At 68.0% G+C, this 15,359-nt stretch carries 20 protein-coding genes; 6 read left to right on the top strand and 14 right to left on the bottom strand.

What is annotated here, in order from left to right; translation table 11 throughout:
- Positions 1–259: 259 nt before the first annotated feature.
- The 3 genes from ruvB to ruvC all read right to left on the bottom strand — a co-directional run bounded on the left by ruvB (position 260) and on the right by ruvC (position 2,569).
- Positions 260–1,300: a Holliday junction branch migration DNA helicase RuvB gene (gene ruvB / locus Q8Q77_RS15730; protein ID WP_305584581.1), complete on the bottom strand. Its 1,041-nt coding sequence runs from the start codon at positions 1,298–1,300 to the stop codon at positions 260–262.
- A gap of 151 nt (positions 1,301–1,451) precedes the next feature.
- A complete protein-coding gene (ruvA, locus tag Q8Q77_RS15725; RefSeq protein WP_305584580.1) occupies positions 1,452–2,069 on the bottom strand; it encodes a Holliday junction branch migration protein RuvA in 618 nt (205 codons plus the stop codon).
- Positions 2,066–2,569 (bottom strand): crossover junction endodeoxyribonuclease RuvC, encoded by a 504-nt coding sequence (gene ruvC / locus Q8Q77_RS15720; protein WP_305584579.1) that lies wholly within the window; start codon positions 2,567–2,569, stop codon positions 2,066–2,068. The genes ruvA and ruvC overlap by 4 nt, the downstream gene beginning before the upstream one ends.
- A gap of 134 nt (positions 2,570–2,703) precedes the next feature.
- Between ruvC and Q8Q77_RS15715 the strand changes: the two genes are divergently transcribed.
- Positions 2,704–2,910 (top strand): hypothetical protein, encoded by a 207-nt coding sequence (locus Q8Q77_RS15715; protein ID WP_305584577.1) that lies wholly within the window; start codon positions 2,704–2,706, stop codon positions 2,908–2,910.
- Positions 2,911–3,956: 1,046 nt separating this feature from the next.
- On the opposite strand, the gene Q8Q77_RS15710 is transcribed toward Q8Q77_RS15715, so the two are convergent.
- The 3 genes from Q8Q77_RS15710 to Q8Q77_RS15700 form a co-directional block, all read right to left on the bottom strand.
- A complete protein-coding gene (locus tag Q8Q77_RS15710; protein WP_305584576.1) occupies positions 3,957–4,931 on the bottom strand; it encodes a DUF2971 domain-containing protein in 975 nt (324 codons plus the stop codon).
- A gap of 156 nt (positions 4,932–5,087) precedes the next feature.
- Positions 5,088–5,396: a hypothetical protein gene (locus Q8Q77_RS15705; RefSeq protein WP_305584575.1), complete on the bottom strand. Its 309-nt coding sequence runs from the start codon at positions 5,394–5,396 to the stop codon at positions 5,088–5,090.
- On the bottom strand, positions 5,393–5,605 hold the full coding sequence (locus Q8Q77_RS15700) for a hypothetical protein (protein WP_305584574.1): 213 nt from the start codon (positions 5,603–5,605) through the stop codon (positions 5,393–5,395). Before Q8Q77_RS15700 ends, Q8Q77_RS15705 begins: the two co-directional genes overlap by 4 nt.
- A 203-nt stretch (positions 5,606–5,808) precedes the next feature.
- Between Q8Q77_RS15700 and Q8Q77_RS15695 the strand changes: the two genes are divergently transcribed.
- Both Q8Q77_RS15695 and Q8Q77_RS15690 read left to right on the top strand, forming a co-directional pair.
- Positions 5,809–6,456, top strand: coding sequence for a protocatechuate 3,4-dioxygenase (locus Q8Q77_RS15695; protein WP_305584573.1), 648 nt, complete (start codon positions 5,809–5,811; stop codon positions 6,454–6,456).
- A 307-nt stretch (positions 6,457–6,763) separates the two neighbouring features.
- Positions 6,764–7,429 (top strand): hypothetical protein, encoded by a 666-nt coding sequence (locus Q8Q77_RS15690; RefSeq protein ID WP_305584572.1) that lies wholly within the window; start codon positions 6,764–6,766, stop codon positions 7,427–7,429.
- Here Q8Q77_RS15690 and Q8Q77_RS15685 read toward each other — a convergent pair.
- The 7 genes from Q8Q77_RS15685 to Q8Q77_RS15655 form a co-directional block, all read right to left on the bottom strand.
- Positions 7,426–7,944, bottom strand: a complete 519-nt coding sequence (locus tag Q8Q77_RS15685) for an SRPBCC domain-containing protein (RefSeq protein ID WP_305584571.1) — start codon at positions 7,942–7,944, stop codon at positions 7,426–7,428. The genes Q8Q77_RS15690 and Q8Q77_RS15685 overlap by 4 nt on opposite strands.
- A complete protein-coding gene (locus Q8Q77_RS15680; protein WP_305584570.1) occupies positions 7,941–8,297 on the bottom strand; it encodes a helix-turn-helix transcriptional regulator in 357 nt (118 codons plus the stop codon). The genes Q8Q77_RS15685 and Q8Q77_RS15680 overlap by 4 nt, the downstream gene beginning before the upstream one ends.
- Before the next feature lie 173 nt (positions 8,298–8,470).
- Positions 8,471–9,247 carry a site-2 protease family protein gene (locus tag Q8Q77_RS15675; RefSeq protein ID WP_305584569.1) on the bottom strand — a complete coding sequence of 259 codons (777 nt, stop codon included), beginning with the start codon at positions 9,245–9,247 and terminating at the stop codon, positions 8,471–8,473.
- 53 nt (positions 9,248–9,300) lie between these two features.
- The gene (locus tag Q8Q77_RS15670) at positions 9,301–10,011 is read right to left on the bottom strand and encodes a hypothetical protein (protein ID WP_305584568.1); all 711 of its coding nucleotides are present in this window, start codon (positions 10,009–10,011) and stop codon (positions 9,301–9,303) included.
- Positions 10,012–10,043: 32 nt separating this feature from the next.
- Positions 10,044–10,511: a hypothetical protein gene (locus tag Q8Q77_RS15665; RefSeq protein WP_305584567.1), complete on the bottom strand. Its 468-nt coding sequence runs from the start codon at positions 10,509–10,511 to the stop codon at positions 10,044–10,046.
- Positions 10,512–10,570: 59 nt separating this feature from the next.
- Positions 10,571–10,972, bottom strand: coding sequence for a hypothetical protein (locus tag Q8Q77_RS15660; protein ID WP_305584566.1), 402 nt, complete (start codon positions 10,970–10,972; stop codon positions 10,571–10,573).
- A 79-nt stretch (positions 10,973–11,051) separates the two neighbouring features.
- Complete coding sequence (locus Q8Q77_RS15655) at positions 11,052–11,705, bottom strand: MgtC/SapB family protein (RefSeq protein ID WP_371130463.1); 654 nt, start codon at positions 11,703–11,705, stop codon at positions 11,052–11,054.
- 101 nt (positions 11,706–11,806) lie between these two features.
- Here Q8Q77_RS15655 and Q8Q77_RS15650 point away from each other — a divergent pair, with 101 nt between their 5' ends.
- Entirely contained in the window at positions 11,807–12,328 is a 522-nt protein-coding gene (locus Q8Q77_RS15650; protein WP_305584564.1) for a 2'-5' RNA ligase family protein, read from the top strand.
- Positions 12,329–12,383: 55 nt separating this feature from the next.
- Here the strand turns inward: Q8Q77_RS15650 and Q8Q77_RS15645 are convergent, their stop codons facing one another.
- The gene (locus Q8Q77_RS15645; RefSeq protein ID WP_305584563.1) at positions 12,384–13,808 is read right to left on the bottom strand and encodes a cytochrome P450; all 1,425 of its coding nucleotides are present in this window, start codon (positions 13,806–13,808) and stop codon (positions 12,384–12,386) included.
- 98 nt (positions 13,809–13,906) lie between these two features.
- On the opposite strand from Q8Q77_RS15645, the gene Q8Q77_RS15640 reads away from it, so the two are divergent.
- Together Q8Q77_RS15640 and Q8Q77_RS15635 are read left to right on the top strand one after the other, a co-directional pair.
- Positions 13,907–14,824, top strand: coding sequence for a LysR substrate-binding domain-containing protein (locus Q8Q77_RS15640; protein WP_305584562.1), 918 nt, complete (start codon positions 13,907–13,909; stop codon positions 14,822–14,824).
- Between the two features lie 28 nt (positions 14,825–14,852).
- A complete protein-coding gene (locus Q8Q77_RS15635; protein ID WP_305584561.1) occupies positions 14,853–15,356 on the top strand; it encodes a GFA family protein in 504 nt (167 codons plus the stop codon).
- Positions 15,357–15,359 lie beyond the last annotated feature (3 nt).

Raw genomic sequence — 15,359 nt, 5'->3', positions numbered from 1 at the left:
GCCCCGCCGGACCCAAGCTCCCCCACGGGCTGTGAACCTAGGTGGCGACGGTCTCGACGGTGCGGCGGCCGGCCGCTGGCGTGATGAGCGCCTCGGCCGGCCGCTCTGCAAATCTAGCGCAAGCCAAATACACGAGGTGGCGCGTCGCCTCTATCGGCGACGTGACGGAGGGGGGCGCAGCCCGCCAACAAGAGTCAAAGTCCCCCTCAGTCCGCCATTCGGCGGACAGCTCCCCCAGAGGGGGAGCATCTGGGTGGGGTTATTCGTCCTCGAACAGCGTCGCCTGGCCCCCGGCCTGGATCTGGGGCGGGGGGGTGAGGCCGAGGTGGCCGTAGGCCTTGGAGCAGGCCATGCGGCCGCGCGGGGTGCGCTGGATGAAGCCCTGCTGCAGCAGGAAGGGCTCGATCACGTCCTCCACCGCGTCGCGGGCCTCGGCGATCGCATAGGCAAGCGTCTCCACCCCGGCCGGGCCGCCGCCATAGTTGTCGATCAGGGCGGTGAGGTAGCGGCGGTCCAGCGCGTCGAGGCCGGCGGGATCGACGTCGAGGCGGGCGAGCGCGCGGGCCGCGGCCTTGCCGTCGATCACCTCGACGCCATCGGCGGCGGCGAAGTCGCGGACCCGGCGCAGCAGGCGGCCGGCGACGCGGGGCGTGCCTCGCGCCCGGGCGGCGATCTCGGCCGCGCCATCGGGGGCCAGCGAGAGGCCCATCTTCAGCGCCGCCTGGGCCAGCACCTTCTGCAGCTCGCCGTGGGTGTAGAACTCCAGGCGCAGGGGGATGCCGAACCGGTCGCGCAGGGGGGTGGCCAGCAGGCCCGCGCGGGTGGTGGCCGCCACCAGGGTGAAGGGCGCCAGGTCGATGCGGATCGAGCGGGCGGAGGGCCCCTCCCCGATCATCAGGTCCAGCACGTGGTCCTCCATGGCCGGATAGAGGATCTCCTCCACATTGGCGGCCAGGCGGTGGATCTCGTCGATGAACAGCACGTCGCGCGGTTCGAGATTGGTCAGGATGGCCGCCAGGTCCCCGGCCTTGGCCAGGACCGGGCCGGAGGTGGCGCGGAAGTTCACGCCGAGCTCACGGGCGACGATCTGGGCGAGGGTGGTCTTGCCCAGGCCCGGCGGGCCGAACAGCAGCACGTGGTCCAGGGCCTCGGAACGGCTCTTGGCCGCCTCGATGAAGACCTTGAGATTGCCCTTGGCCTGCTCCTGGCCGACGAACTCGGCCAGGGTCTGGGGGCGCAGGGCCTTGTCGTGGGTCGGGGCGTCCAGCGCCTGGGGTTCGCTGGAGACGATGCGGGTCATATCTTTTCCGCCCCTGCGAAGCGGGGGAGGGGGACCGCGCCGTAGGCGTGGTGGTGGGGGCGAGACCGGGCGCAGAGCCTGAAGCCGCCCCCTCCACCGCTTCGCGGTCCCCCTCCCCCGTAAACGCGGGAGGAAAAAGCGGGAGCAGCCCTCACCGGCCCAGCTCCTGGAGGCCGGCCTTGATCAGGGCCTGGATGGTGGCGTCTTCGCCGAGCCGCAGGTGGGCCTGTTCGACCACGCGCCGCGCATTGACCTCGGCGACGCCGAGACCGAGCAGGGCGGCCACCGCCTCGCCGGCGGCGGACGGCGGGGCGGGCGTCGCGGGCGAGAGCGCCCCGGCGTGGAAGGCCGCCACCGGGCCGTCGGTGAGCGGCTTGCCCTTCAGCTCGGTGACGATGCGCTGGGCGAGCTTGGGGCCCACCCCGTTGGCGCGGCCGACGGCGGCCTTGTCGTCGCGGACGCAGGCCTGGGCGAGCTCGGCGGGCGGCAGGACGTCCAGCACGGAGAGCGCGGCCTTGGGCCCGACCCCCTGGATGGCCTGCAGCAGGACGAAGGCCCGGCGTTCGTCGCGGCCGAGGAAGCCGTAGAGCTTCATGCCATTGGCCTCGGACCACTGGGTCTCCACGTGCAGCACCGCCTCCTCGCCCATGGCGGGCAGGTGGCCGAGCGTGCGCGAGCCGCAGCGAACCACGTAGCCGACCCCGGCCACATCGATCAGGGCGTCTTCCTCGCCGACCTCGGCGACCAGGCCGCGCAGCCGGCCGATCATGCGGCGGCCCCGAGGTTGCGGACCCGGCGGTGGTGGGCGTGGGCGATGGCGACGGCCAGCGCGTCGGCGGCGTCGGCGGTGGTCTTCCCCGCCGTGGGCAGCAGGCGCGCGATCATGAAGCCCACCTGGTCCTTGTCGGCCGCCCCGGTCCCGACCACGGACTTCTTGACCACGGTGGCGGCGTATTCGGCCACGGGAAGGCCCGCGCGGGCCGGCACGATCATGGCCATGGCCCGGGCGTGGCCCAGCTTGAGCGCCGAGGCGGCGTTGTTGTTCATGAAGGTCTCCTCCACCGCGGCCTCGTGCGGCGCATGGAGGGCGACCACCTCGGAGATGGCGTCGAACAGGCAGAGCAGCCGCTCGGCGAAGGGCAGGCTGTCCTTGGGCGCGATGACCCCGTGGGCCACGTGGATCAGCCGCGACCCCTCCACCGCGATCACGCCCCAGCCCGTGCGGCGCAGGCCGGGATCGAGGCCGAGGATGCGGAGGGAAGCGGTCATGGGAATCGGCGCGTTCGTCATCTGTTCCACGGAGAGATACAGGAGGTCGGCGGGGTTAAGCAAACGTTGAGGTCATCGCGGGACGCTGGGCCGATCCTGATGCCGCCTCAGGACGCATGTGATAGAATGGACCCATGCCCCAGACGTCTCTGCTCAGCCCTGAAGAGGTCGCGGTAGCCAACCTGCGCCGTCTGGCCGCGGCGAATCTCCAGGCGATCGAAGGCAATCCGCTGACGGCGGACGATGTCGAGATGTTCGAAATGTTCGAGCGCGAGCGCTGGTCCCATGATCGGCGACGCGCCTACATCCTCGCCCAGGCGAACCGCCTCGCCGCCGAGTGAGCGCCGATCCCGACCTCCATCCAGGGAGCGATATCCTTCGGAACAAGCTCGGCGTCCGGGATGCGGCGCAGCTCGATGTGATGGAGCGTCGGCTTGTCACGCAACGGGTCAGCGAGGGCAGCTGCGCCAGCTTGGCGAGCAAGCAGGTCATATGGTGGACCTGAGGCGGTTGGACAGGATGCGCTGGATCGAGGCGGCCCGCGCGGCTCACCGGGGTGACTATGGGGCGATGGCGGTGGAGATCGGCCGGGCTATCTCAACAGACGCCGCCGTGTGACGTTGGGCGTCGGGTTGTCCGGGCCAGGTTGGGAAGTGGGTGTTGAGTCGACCTTGTTCCCCGGCTTTAGGAAATGTCTGGGCGGACCGTGGGCATACGAGAAGCCGGGACCGAAGCGGCAGGATGCGAAATAAGTATAGTGTCCCCGAAATGGCCCCCGAAATGGCCCATCGTGCGACGCCGCGACCTCTCCACCGCGAGCCCCTGCGGCGCAGGCGAGGCCGAGCGGTTGCGCGGCATTGGGCGAGATGATGGAACGGTAGGTGGGTGCCGCATGCCATAGAATTCCGAGAACTTCTTAACCGTCCAGTCACGCTTCTCCGTCAGTTCTGTTCACAGGCATTTCAGCGGCTCAGCGCGTGAAACGAACTCGCTGGGCTTGCAGAGTTCCGCGAATTCGCGGAACCTCAAAAGCACGAAAGCCCCCGGGGTTGGACCCCCGAGGGCTTCGTTCCTGACCCAACCCTTATGGAAGGGGTCGGCGGAGCAGGCGGGGGCCGTCATTGTTGATCAGACGGGCGGTCCCTGCCGCTATCTGTGTGGGCCTCCCCTAGATGTTGTGGGGGAGTGCTGCCCTACACCCTCTGTATGGGGCCACACTGGCTAATGACTCGTCAACGGGTCGAAGGGGTTCTCCCCTTCTGTTTTTCGTTACCCAAAGGTTAACGCGCTTCGCCGGGGATTGAAGTGCCTTGGTTTTCAAGGCGCGATCCAGCGGCGCCTTCACGCGCATGTGACAATGAGCATCAAAATCAGTATGCCTCCTACTTCAATGACGAAGCGGGATACCGGAAGCAACGACCCGCTGAAATGCGTTGTCGACGCCAGCTTCTGTTAACAAGGCGATGAGCGCTTGATATATGGCCAGACGATCTTCTGTTGGCCCGATGATAAGGCGATCTAGAATGCGGGGAATTGTAGCTCCATAGAGACCACGTTCAGGATCATGAATGAGTGGTATCTTATGTATTATCTGGGGAATTCCTCGAATTGAACAGATTTCGGTTTCTATTACATCTGACATAGCTATTGCGGGAGAATATATGATCCGCCATTCCTTTTCTTCCGCAAATCCAGGATGTTTTGTGCAGAGAACGGCAAATCGAAACATATTAAATGTTGCTTCAATAATAAATTCCGGACCTTTGTGTCTCAAATATTCGTGTTCACGCTCCATTCCGCTTACCATTTCTTCGAATGCTTGAGAGAATTGGTCTGGAGACATGTAAGCGACGGGACTTGAGTAGAAATTTAGGGCGTCAGTGCTTTGCAGAAAGGGCTCGAGTCGCAAGACCATAGCAACGCCGCTTCGGCCACCGTAGGCCCGCCACATCGATAAACGCCCATTCTCGTCTTCCGCGTCCAAGTGTTCCGACAGGCAAGTTATGAAAGTGCTTGTCCTGATGTCCGGAAGGCCTTGGTCGAATCGCGCCTGGACCCTGTTGGCCAGAGTTGGGTCAACTTGGTTGAGAAGTGCTTTGAAACGCTGGCCTCCAGCATGTGCTGACCATGCGTGTAGGAGACACTTGAAGCCATGCTCGATCTCGGAAAAGTCATTCATGGTCGTGGCATTGCGCATCCAGATATTACGGTTCCGAATGATGTTCATCGCGACTTCCGACGATGTGTAATGCACAAATCGACCTGATCGCGCGGTGATTTCGGAAAGTCGTGAGATTGCATGAGGAAAGAATAGTTTCTGATACGTGATCTCTTCAGGATCATCAAAAACGGTGCTATTCATTTGAGCGACAGCCTCAAATCTATTGCATCAATTATAGAGTTCGGATTCGACTATAACCTCTGTATTGTTGAATGATAGATCGCGTGACGCGAAAACTGCCAGCCGCGTTGGCGGATGGATGTCCGACTTGTCCACGTGTCCGTTGAAATGAACCCCCTAATTCCGATACCGCCCCGCCAGCCGCTTCGCCTCGCGTTCGTCCAGGCGCTCCGGGTAGGCGAACTCGGTCACCCAGTCCTTGCCCTTGCACTTCGGACACGGCCGCTTCACCGACCGCGCCACGTCGGCCACCGGGGTCGTGAAGCCGCCGTCGCGGAGGTGGTGGAGGCGGTTGATGATCTTGCCGACGTCGTAGCCCCGCTCCCAGCCGCAGGCCCGGCAGGCGAGGCGCAGGACGCAGCCGGGATAGCGGGGGGCGTCCTCCAGCCGCGCGGCCTGGAGGCCGGGGAGGGGACGCAGGGTCATCCGTGGGGCTCGCCGCTGAAGAAGGCCGGGTTGCGGGTGAAGTGGAACGCCGCGGTGTCCAGCGCCTGCTTGGCGGCCAGCAGCACCAGGTAGTCGGCGCTGGTGGGCCGGCACTTGATCTGCATCTTGATGAGGGCGTCGCGATAGTCGCGCAGGGCCTCGAACGCCGCCTTGGCGTCGCGGACGCCGGGATAGCCGACCTTGGTCATGGGTGCTCCTGTCTGTTGGAGTAGAACAAAAGCAGAACATAATTGGTTGCGCGACTCCCTTGGGGCTGCATTTCGTGGGGCGGCGCAGCCTCAGGGCGAGGGGGGCGCCGCCCCCTCGGCGTCCGGGGAAAGTTGAACAGTTTCCGATGGACTTGGGCGACCATGGGTATCCAATCCTCCTCAAGCCGAACGGGGAGGTGTGGATGACCAGTCTCATTGTTTCGCGTCGTGGTTTCGCCTTGAGCGCGCTGGCGGGCGCCGCGTTGTTGGCCGGAGTGCGAGGGGCGCAGGGGCGACAGGCCCTGCCGCCGCTGGCGGGCACGGCGGAGTCGCCCATGGGGCCGTTCTATCCGGTGAGCCACCTGGCCGAGGCCGACGCCGACCTGGTCTGGCTGAAGGGTCACAAGCAGCGGGCGCTGGGGGAGGTGATCGAGGTCTCCGGCCGGGTGCTGGACCGCCACGGCAAGCCGATGAGCAACGCCACGCTGGAGATCTGGCAGGCCAACGCCGCGGGGCGCTACGCCCACCCCAACGACATCAGCAAGGCGCCGCTCGATCCCGACTTCCAGGGCTTCGCCAACCTGCACACCGACAAGGACGGGGCCTGGCGGATCACCACCATCAAGCCGGCGGCCTATGACTCGCCGATCGGCTTGCGGACCCCGCACATCCATTTCGACGTGCGCGGCGCCAGCCACCGGCTGAACGCCCAGATGTACTTCCCCGAGGAAGGCGCGCTCAACGTCAAGGACCAGCTCTACAAAGGGCTGGGCGGCGAGGCCGGCACCTCGGTCGCCGCCGCGGCCGGGGCGGGCAAGTACCGCTGGGATATCGTGCTGATGGACGGGTAGGGGCCGCACGGAGAGCGGTTGGATAAGCCCTATCCGATTGGCGGCGGCGCAGCCGCTACCTCCAAAAGACAGGAACCACGAACCACACGAAAAGCGCGAACGTGCCGCTTCACGGCCCGTCGAGTTCGGCTCCGTTCGTGTTTTTCGTGTGGTTCGACTTGGCCTCGCCGATCTAGCCGGAAAGTTCTGAGAGACCCCTCATCCGACCTTGCTCCGCAAGGCCACCTTCTCCCGCAAGGGGAGAAGGAACTGGATGTTCCCATTTTGTTCTTGTTCATTCGTGAGGTTCGAGCTAAGCTCCATCGTCATGGCGCTCGCCGATTGGTCTCCTCCCACGCCGGGCGTGACGCCCGATTTCACCAGCGGGTTCACCGAGGAACTGCAGGCCGAGGTGTTGCGGCGGATGGGGATGGGCGAGAGCCTGCACGCCATCTGCCGGACGCCGGGGATGCCGACGCCGCCGACGGTCTATCGCTGGGCCGAGCGGGACATGGCGTTCGGCCTGGGCTTCCATGCCGCGCGGCAAGCGGCGCGGCGCCGGGCCGCCGAGGCCTTGCAGGCGCGGCGCGCGGCCAAGCCGCCCAAGGTGAAGAAGCGCAATCATCCAGGTTCGGTCAGCACCTATTCGGAGGCCCGGGCCGATGCGGTCTGCATGGAGCTCATCCGGGGCCGCAGCCTGGCGGCCATCTGCCGCGACCCTGGCATGCCGTCCATCGCCACGGTCTATAACTGGCTGCATCGCTATCCGGCCTTCGCGGCGGACTATGGGATCACCCGGCGGCTGCAGGCCGACCGGCTGTACGACCAGATCACCGACCTGGTCATCGCGTCCGGGGACGCCTCGTACATGCGGGCGGCCTTGAAGCGGGTGCGCCACCGGGTGGCGGTGCTGTCGGCCAAGGCCTGGGACCCCGACGACCGACCAGACCCGCCGATCAATGTCATTGTCGAGCGGCGGGCCGGTTCAGCCTAGCCGCGCAAGGTGGCGCCGGTTTCCAGGAGGGACTTCAGGTCGCTGAGGATCCAGCTCCAGCCGCCGCCGCCCTGTTCGGAGAAGTCGCTGCTGATCGCGCGGGCCATCATCGGGGCGCCGGCCAGGTCGTGGGTCACGGTCAGCTTGCAGAAGCCCGCGGTCGTGACGACGATCTCCCAGGTGACGCGCGTGAAGCCCTCGGCCTTGTTCTCCTCGCTGAACAGCCAGCGGTAGGTGGTGACCAGGCGGTGCGGCGGTGCGGACTCCAGCACCTCCCCGTCGATGATCACCTCGGGCAGGCCCATCTGGCGCATCTGGGCGTTGGCGTGGTGGCGGGCGACGCCGCCGGCGCGCAGGTCGAACTCGGCGCGGCCCTGGTAGCCGTACCTGGCCGTCCAGGCCGGATCGGTGATGGCGTCCCAGATCTTCTGGGGATCGGCCTTGATGTAGATCTCGAAGATCTGGGTGGTGGCGGTCTGGGTCGTTGGGGTCTGAATGGTCGCGGTCTGGGTCATGGCTTGTTCTCCAAGTCAGCTTTCAGGTCGGTGAGCGCCGCAAGCGGGCGCTCGGCGTACTTGCCGATCCAACGGTCGTGGATCAGGCGGATGGGCACGGGGTTGAGGAAGTGCAGCTTCTCGCGGCCCGAACGGCGCGTGACCACCAGACCGGCGTCTTCGAGCAGGCGCAGGTGCTTCATGACGCCGAAGCGGGTCATCGCCACCTCGGCCTCCAGCTCCGAGAGCGTGCGTCCGTCGCGGGCGAAGAGGAGGTCGAGGAGGAACCGCCTCGTCGCATCGGATAGCGCCTTGAAAACCAGGTCGTCGTCGGTCACCGTCAGACCATAGGTGACCTTTTGGTCACGTGTCAAGCGATGGGATTCGAGGGCGGGGCGCCGGGGATCGGGGAGACTATCGTGGGTGGCCCGCGCCTAGACCCTTTCCGATTCAGATGGAATCATCTGATCGGATAAAAAGGGTCTAACTTCAAAATCTTAGAGCGTGACGGGCGCCTGAACCGGTATCCACTTCAGGCTGTCACGCTCTAGCTCCAGAACTTGAAGGCGTCCCAACCGACCTGGATCAGCTCGCGGGGCAGGGCCAGCAGGTCGGTGATCGCCAGCGCCAGGCCGAAGAACAGCCGCGTCGCCAGGGGCGCGAAGAACAGCAGGGCGAGCAGGGCCAGCATGGCGATGGCCTCGAGGGGCGCCAGGCGGTCGCGCACGCCCTTCGGCAGCCAGGGCCGCAGCACGCCATAGCCGTCCAGCCCCGGGACCGGCAGCAGGTTCAGCACCAGGGCGGTGGCCTGCAGGAAGGCCAGGAAGCCCAGGGCCGGGACCAGGGGATTGGCCGCCGGCAGCACGCCGCGCAGCAGGCCGATGGCGGCGACCAGGGCCAGCAGCACCACGAAGGTCCCCGCCGGGCCCGCCAGGCTGGCGGCCGAGCGCCAGGCCCGGTTGCGCATCATGTCCTCGCGCAGATAGACCGCCCCGCCGGGGAAGCCGATGCCGCCCAGCACCAGGGCGATCACCGGGATGACGATGGACGTCCCGAGGTCGGCGTATTTCAGCGGGTCGAGGGTCAGGTAGCCCTTCTCCACGATGGTCGGGTCGCCGGCCTTGTGGGCGGTGAAGGCGTGGGCGAACTCATGGATCACCACCGCGGCGATCCAGCCCAGGATCACGAAGGCGAAGGTCAGCGGGCCCGCGGCCTGGGGCAGCAGGGCCAGGGCCACCCCGCTGGCGACCCAGGCGGCCAGCAGGACGAGCGCGTTGGGGCTGATCGGCGGCCGGTCGGCGGCGGGAAGGACAGCGTCGGCCAAGGGCGGTTCCGTTCGAGGTTCGGGTCAGGATAGCGAGGCGGCGGGGCGGCGTCTCAGACGTTCGCCGCCTCTACGCGGGCGATGGCGTGGTCGGCCGCCTTGCGCACCACCAGGTCGGCGAAGGCGCGGGCCGGCGCGATGTGGTCGCGCAGGTTGGGCAGGTTGATCCGTTCCCAGACCATCTTGCCGAAGGCCTCCGCCTCGGGCGCGCTCATGGACCGGAAGCGGGCGTAGAACGAGCCGGGATCGTGCTCGGCGGCCTCCCACAGCCCCATGAAGCGGGCGACGAACCAGTGCGCCAGGTCGGCCTCGTCGGCCTCGAGATAGACCAGCGCGTCCAGCAGGCCCGGCGGCCCGGTGAGCGGGTGGCGCAGGGTCAGGCCCTCGATGATCAGCACCCCGGGCGGGGCGAGCGTGCGGGCCAGCGCCTCGTCCACCTCATAGGTCACGTGGCTGTAGCCCGGGAAGCGGGTCGGCCCGGCGCGCACGCCTTCCAGCGCCGCGCGCAGGGCGTCGTGATCATAGCTGGCCGGGAAGCCCTTCTGGGCGGTGAGGCCCAGTTCCTCCAGCCGCGCGTTCGAATGCAGGAACCCGTCGGTGCAGGTGAGCTCGACCTGGTCGCCGACGGCCTCGAAGGCGGCCTTCAGCGCCTGGGCGAAGGTGCTCTTGCCCACCGCCACCGAGCCGGTGACCCCGACCACGAACGGTCCGGCCGCCGGGCGGAAGGGCGCAAGTCGCGCGGCGATGGCGGCGATATCGCTCACGCCGCCATTCCTACCCGAGCCTTGGCTTAAGGCTAGAGCCCCTGCACCTTGCCGAGGTTGGGCTTGGGGATGGTCGAGGCGAAGGCGCCGAGCGTCTTGGCCTTGTCGCGGGCCAGTTCCGCCCAGGCCGCGGCGAACGCCTGGGGCGTGTTCGGCGCTACGGCCACCCGCACGAAGCTGACGGCCCGATCCTTCAGCGCCGCCCCGATCTGGGCCCAGAGGTCGAGGTCGGACTCCGGCGGCTCGGCCGCCTCGCCCAGCACCACGGCGCGGATGGGGCCCAGCACGACGGGGCTGTCGGCGTGGATCACCACCGGGCCGGGGGGCAGGTCCTTCAGCGCCGCGGCCAGGCCCGCCAGCACCGTGCGCTCAGGCGTGATGCTCCGCGCCCCGCCGGCCGCGCCCGCCAGGCCCTCAGGCGTGTGGCGCAGATGAGCCCACCCGCCGATCCGGAAGGCGGCGTGGTGGTTGGACAGGGTCCACAGACGGGTCGCGCTCATGGCGGGGCTTTAGCACCCCGCCGCGAAAAGACGGAACCCCAGCCTTCGGCGGCCGGCCGTCAGTGGTCGTCGCGCAGATAGACCACGTTGGTCTTGGCGCTGGAGATGATGTGGCCGACCAGGAACCCCGCGAAGGCGGCGATGGCCAGCGAGGCGTAGGGTCGATCGTGGACGAAGGTCTCGGCCTCGCCCAGGCGCTTGCGGGCCTCCTGGCGCGCGACCTCGTAGCTTTCCTGGGCCTTGGCCTGCAGGACGCTGGCCCGCTCGCCCAGCGCCACCTTGGCCTCGTGGGCGAGGTCGGTGGCCGCGCCCACCAGGGGTGCGGCGGCCTGCTTCAGGGCGGCGCCGCGTTTGGACTTCGGCTCGGCGGCCTGGATCTTGGCCGCGGCGTCCTCGAACTTGTCGAAGTCGGGGCCGGGCCCCGCCAGCGTGGCGTGTTGTGTGCTCGTTTGGTCGACCATGGCCTGGAGTTCTCCTGCAGCTTCGGGAGAGACAACGACCGCGCGGGCGCCGCAGTTCCGGCCCCTCACGCGTGACCGATCATTCGTGGCGCGGCGCGATGTCGAAGGCCATGACCCCCGGCTCGGCCTTCAGGCGCTGGGCGAGGCGGTCCGTGGACGCCGGACGCGGTCCCTTGACGATGGCGGCCAGCTCCATCACCCCCTCGGAGGTGAGGTGCTGGCGGACCACCTCGGCCTTCAGCCCGAACTCCCCGATCAGGGCGCGGAAGGCGGCCTCGCCCGGCGCCTGGTCGCGCCGATAGCGGATGGCCACGTCCACGTGGCTGACATGCGGCAGGCGCATGTCCAGGAAGCGCAATCCCGCCAGCACGCCCAGGGTCAGGACGGTGCCGCCGATGGCCAGACCGTAGAAGCCGACGCCGTAGAGGACGCCGAGCGCCGACGTGATCCAGAGGGAGGCCGCGGTGGTCAGGCCGTGGACCGTGGGACCTTCGCGGAATATCACCCCGCCGCACAGGAAGCCGATCCCGGTGAGCACGCCATGGGCCATGCGCACGGGGTCGATGCGGATCAGGTCGTGCGGTGTGTCGCTGAGCCAGCGCACCTGGTGGACAGCAGCCAGCATCAGCAGGGTCGAGGCCAGGCAGACCAGGATGTGGGTGCGGAAGCCGGCGGGCCGACCGCGATATTCCCGCTCGAAGCCGATCAGGCCGCCGGCGATCGTCGCGCCCACCAAAGGCCATGCGAGGTCGGGATTCCACCAGTCCATGCAGCCGGAACGCGTGAGGCGCGGTTAAGCTTCACGCGCTGGCCGAAGCGAGTATGGGTTGGAACATGACCCTGCTGATCGTCGCCTTTCCGGAATTCTCCCCGTCCGACCTCGAGCGATTGGCGGAATTGCGCGCGCGGAATGACCCTCAGGCGGGGTTGATCGCGCCGCACTTCACCCTGGTTTTCCCGACCGAAGCGACCGACCAGGCCGAGGCCGTGCGTCATGCCGAGACGGTGGCCGCGCGCTGGACGCCGTTCACGATCCGGCTGACCGCAGCCGTGGCGGTCCCCGACACCGAGGCCGAGCGCAGTCATGTCTTCCTCACGCCAGCAGCTGGATGGGCGGAGATCGCGCGACTGCATGACCATCTTTACGCCGGAGTGCTCGCGCCGGCTCTACGGACGGACATCGAGTACCTGCCGCACGTCACGGTCGCCGCCTTCCCCGACCACGCGCAGGCCGTGGCCTTGGCGGCCAATATCGCCCGCCTGGGCGTGGACATGGTGGGTGCGATCACTGCAATCGAGGTGTTGAGCTTCGACGGCGGCGCGGTCGAGACTCTGCGCAAGATCGAGTTCGGCTAGGGTCATTCTCCCGCAAAGGGGGGAGGGGACAAGCGCTTCCCGGTCGCAGAACCCGTCAGACCCGCTCGACGATCATCGGCAGGCCGCCCAGCGGCTTGAGGGTGGCGTGGGCGAAGGGGATGACCGTGTGGCCCTCGACGGGGCGGAAGCGGAACCGCGCCAGCCAGTGGGAGAGGATCAGCAGGGCCTCGGCCTGGGCGAACCCCATGCCGATGCAGATGCGCGGGCCGGCGCCGAACGGGAGGTACTGGAAACGGTGGTGCTGCGCCTTGGCTTCCGGGTCGAAGTTCTCGGGGTTGAACAGCTCGGGCTCGTTCCAGAGCTTGCGGTGGCGATGAACCACCCAGGGCCAGACGCTGACCATCTCGCCCTTGCGCACAGGCTGGCCGCAGATCTCGTCGTCCTCCAGGGCCTGGCGGTCCATGCGCGGCACGGGCGGGTAGAGGCGCAGGGTCTCGTCCCAGACCATCTTCAGATAGGGCAGGCGGGCGAGGGTCTCGGCCGGCGAACCGCCCGCATCCCAGGCGGCCTTGGACTCCTCGCGCGCCCAGGCCTGGGCCTGGGGATCGCGGCTGAGCAGGTAGACGGCCCAGGCCAGGCCGTTGGCGGTGGTCTCGTGCCCCGCGACGAAGAAGGTGGCGGCGTTGTCGAGGGCCAGCTTGGCGGCGGCCTTCGGTTCGTGATGCTGGGCGAAGCTGTCCAGCAGCCGGGTCATGAAGTCTTCGCTGTGCGCAGGATTGGTCTGGCGCCGGGCGATGAAGTCGGCGAGCTGGCCCAGCAGCACCTTGCGGCCCCGTGCGCCACGACGCTGGACGGCGCTCCGGTCCAGCCAGGGCATGCCGAACAATATGCCCAGCCGGTACTCGGCGGTGGCGGCGATCAGGGCGTCCAGATGCGGAGCCGTGTCGCGGAAATCGAGGCCCGCCTCACCCGAGAACAGCGCCTCGTCGATGATCTCGAACGTCGTGCGGGTGGCCTCGGCGGCGATGTCGATCTGGTCGACGGAGCCCATCGCCCAGCGGTCGGCGGTGCGTTTGGCGACGCGGACGAAGGTGGGGTTGAAGCCCTCGAGGGCGGCGGGCGTGAAGACCGGGGCCATCAGCCGGCGCTGGTCGCGCCAGGACTCGCCCCCGGCCGAAAACAGGCCGTCTCCGATGGCCGGATAGACCATCCGGCGCACCAGGCCGGGCTTGGGATAGTTGGCGGCGTTGTCGAGGAAGACCCGCTTGATCCCCTCGGGGTCGCTGACCCCGTGATAGGTCAGGTGCAGCACCCGGGTCCTGCGGTTGAGGACGTCGAAGGTCTCCCTCGGCCAGCCGACCAGCGGATTGCGCGAGGTTTCGCCCAGGAACATGTCGAACAGGCTCGGCCAGGTCTCTGGCTGATCCGGCGCGGCGGGCCGGAAGCGCGTGGGAGGTGCGCGCGGCGACGACATGTCCTGGGCGAAGGGGGGATCGGGAGCGAAGGCGAAATCTGTCATGGCGTTGATCTGGAAAGCCTTTCGACGCCCGAAGGATGGTCGAGATGTTGCGTTGCACCAAACGATATAACCGCGATACTCTTGTGAGCTGAGATCACATGAAGCTCTTTGGGGGCAGGGTCCTGGAAAAGCGTTCGCTACCGCCGCTGACCGCGTTGCGCGCCTTCGAGGCCTTCGCCCGGCGAGGGCGCATGACGCTGGCCGCCGACGAGCTGTGCGTCACCCACGGGGCGGTGAGCCGGCAGATCCGCAGCCTGGAGGAGGCGGTGGGCCTGGATCTCACCGAAGGTCCCCGGCACAGGCTCAAGCTCACCGAGGCCGGCGAGCGGCTGGCCGCGGCGCTGTCGGGCGCCTTCGATCAGGTGGAGCGGACCCTGACCGACATCAAGTCGGCGGCGCATGAAGAGCTGCACCTGTCCTGCGTGGGCACCCTGGCGATCCGCTGGCTGATCCCGCGCCTGCCGGCCTTCCACGCGCGCCATCCCGGCGTGCGGGTGAAGGTGACCGAGTCCTACGCCCCGGTGGACTTCGCTCGCGAGCGGTTCGACGCGGCGATCCGCGTCAACGAGACCGCGCCGATCGCCGGCGCCCACGCCACGGCCTTCCTGGAGAACTTCACCGGACCGGTGACCGCGCCGCACCTGGTGGGCGGCGGGCCGACTGGGCTGGAGGGTTTGACGCGGCTCACCACCGGGACGCGCCAGACCGCCTGGATCGAGTGGGAGAACCACTCCGGGATCACCTTGCCGCGCGCCCCGGAGGTGCAGGAGTTCGAGCACGTCTTCTATGTGCTGGAGGCGGCGGCCGCCGGTATGGGCGTGGGGCTGAGCCCGTGGATCTACGTCGCCGGCGACATCGCCGCCGGTCGCCTGGCCGCGCCGTTGGGGTTCGCCGCCACGCCCTCGCGGTTCTGGTTCCTGACGCCGTCGGGCGAGGTGAGGCCGGCGGTGGCGGCGTTTCGCGACTGGCTGGTGGAGGAAGCCGCCAAGGCGCCGAAGCCGCCGGGGCGGGTCTAGTTTTCGCAGAATGGCGATGAGGTCGAACATGGACAGGGCCGCGCGCTCTGCGAAAACTGGCAAGGCCTCGGCCGTGCAGGCGGAGGGCCGATGCGCCTGCGGGGCGGTGCGGCTGGAAATCGACGTCCCGGCGGTCTGGGCCTGGCACGACCACTCCGCCGCCAGCCGCCACGCCCAGGGCGGCGCCTACGCCACCTATGTCGGGAGCTGGCGTAGCCGGTTCCGCATCCTGGAGGGGGCCGACAGCCTCACCCGGTTCGAGGACCCCGACGCTGGGACCGCCCGCAGCTTCTGCGCCCGATGCGGCACGCCGATGCTCTACGAACGCGCCCGCTCGCCCAAGATGGTCAACATCCCGCGCGCGGTCTTCGCCTCGCGCACCGGCCGCGAGCCGCGCTACCACATGCACCTGCACGAAAAGGCGGACTGGACCTATGAGGGCGAGGCCCTGTCGCCGCTCAAGGGCTATCCGGGGGTGATGCGCGCGCGGCCCAGGCGCAAGAAGCCCCTGGCGCCGGACGGGATGTTCTGACGC

Source organism: Phenylobacterium sp. (assembly GCF_030698145.1).
Lineage (GTDB): Bacteria > Pseudomonadota > Alphaproteobacteria > Caulobacterales > Caulobacteraceae > Phenylobacterium.
The sequence above is the reverse complement of the archived record's forward strand: the minus strand, read 5'-3'. Positions and strand labels throughout refer to the sequence as shown.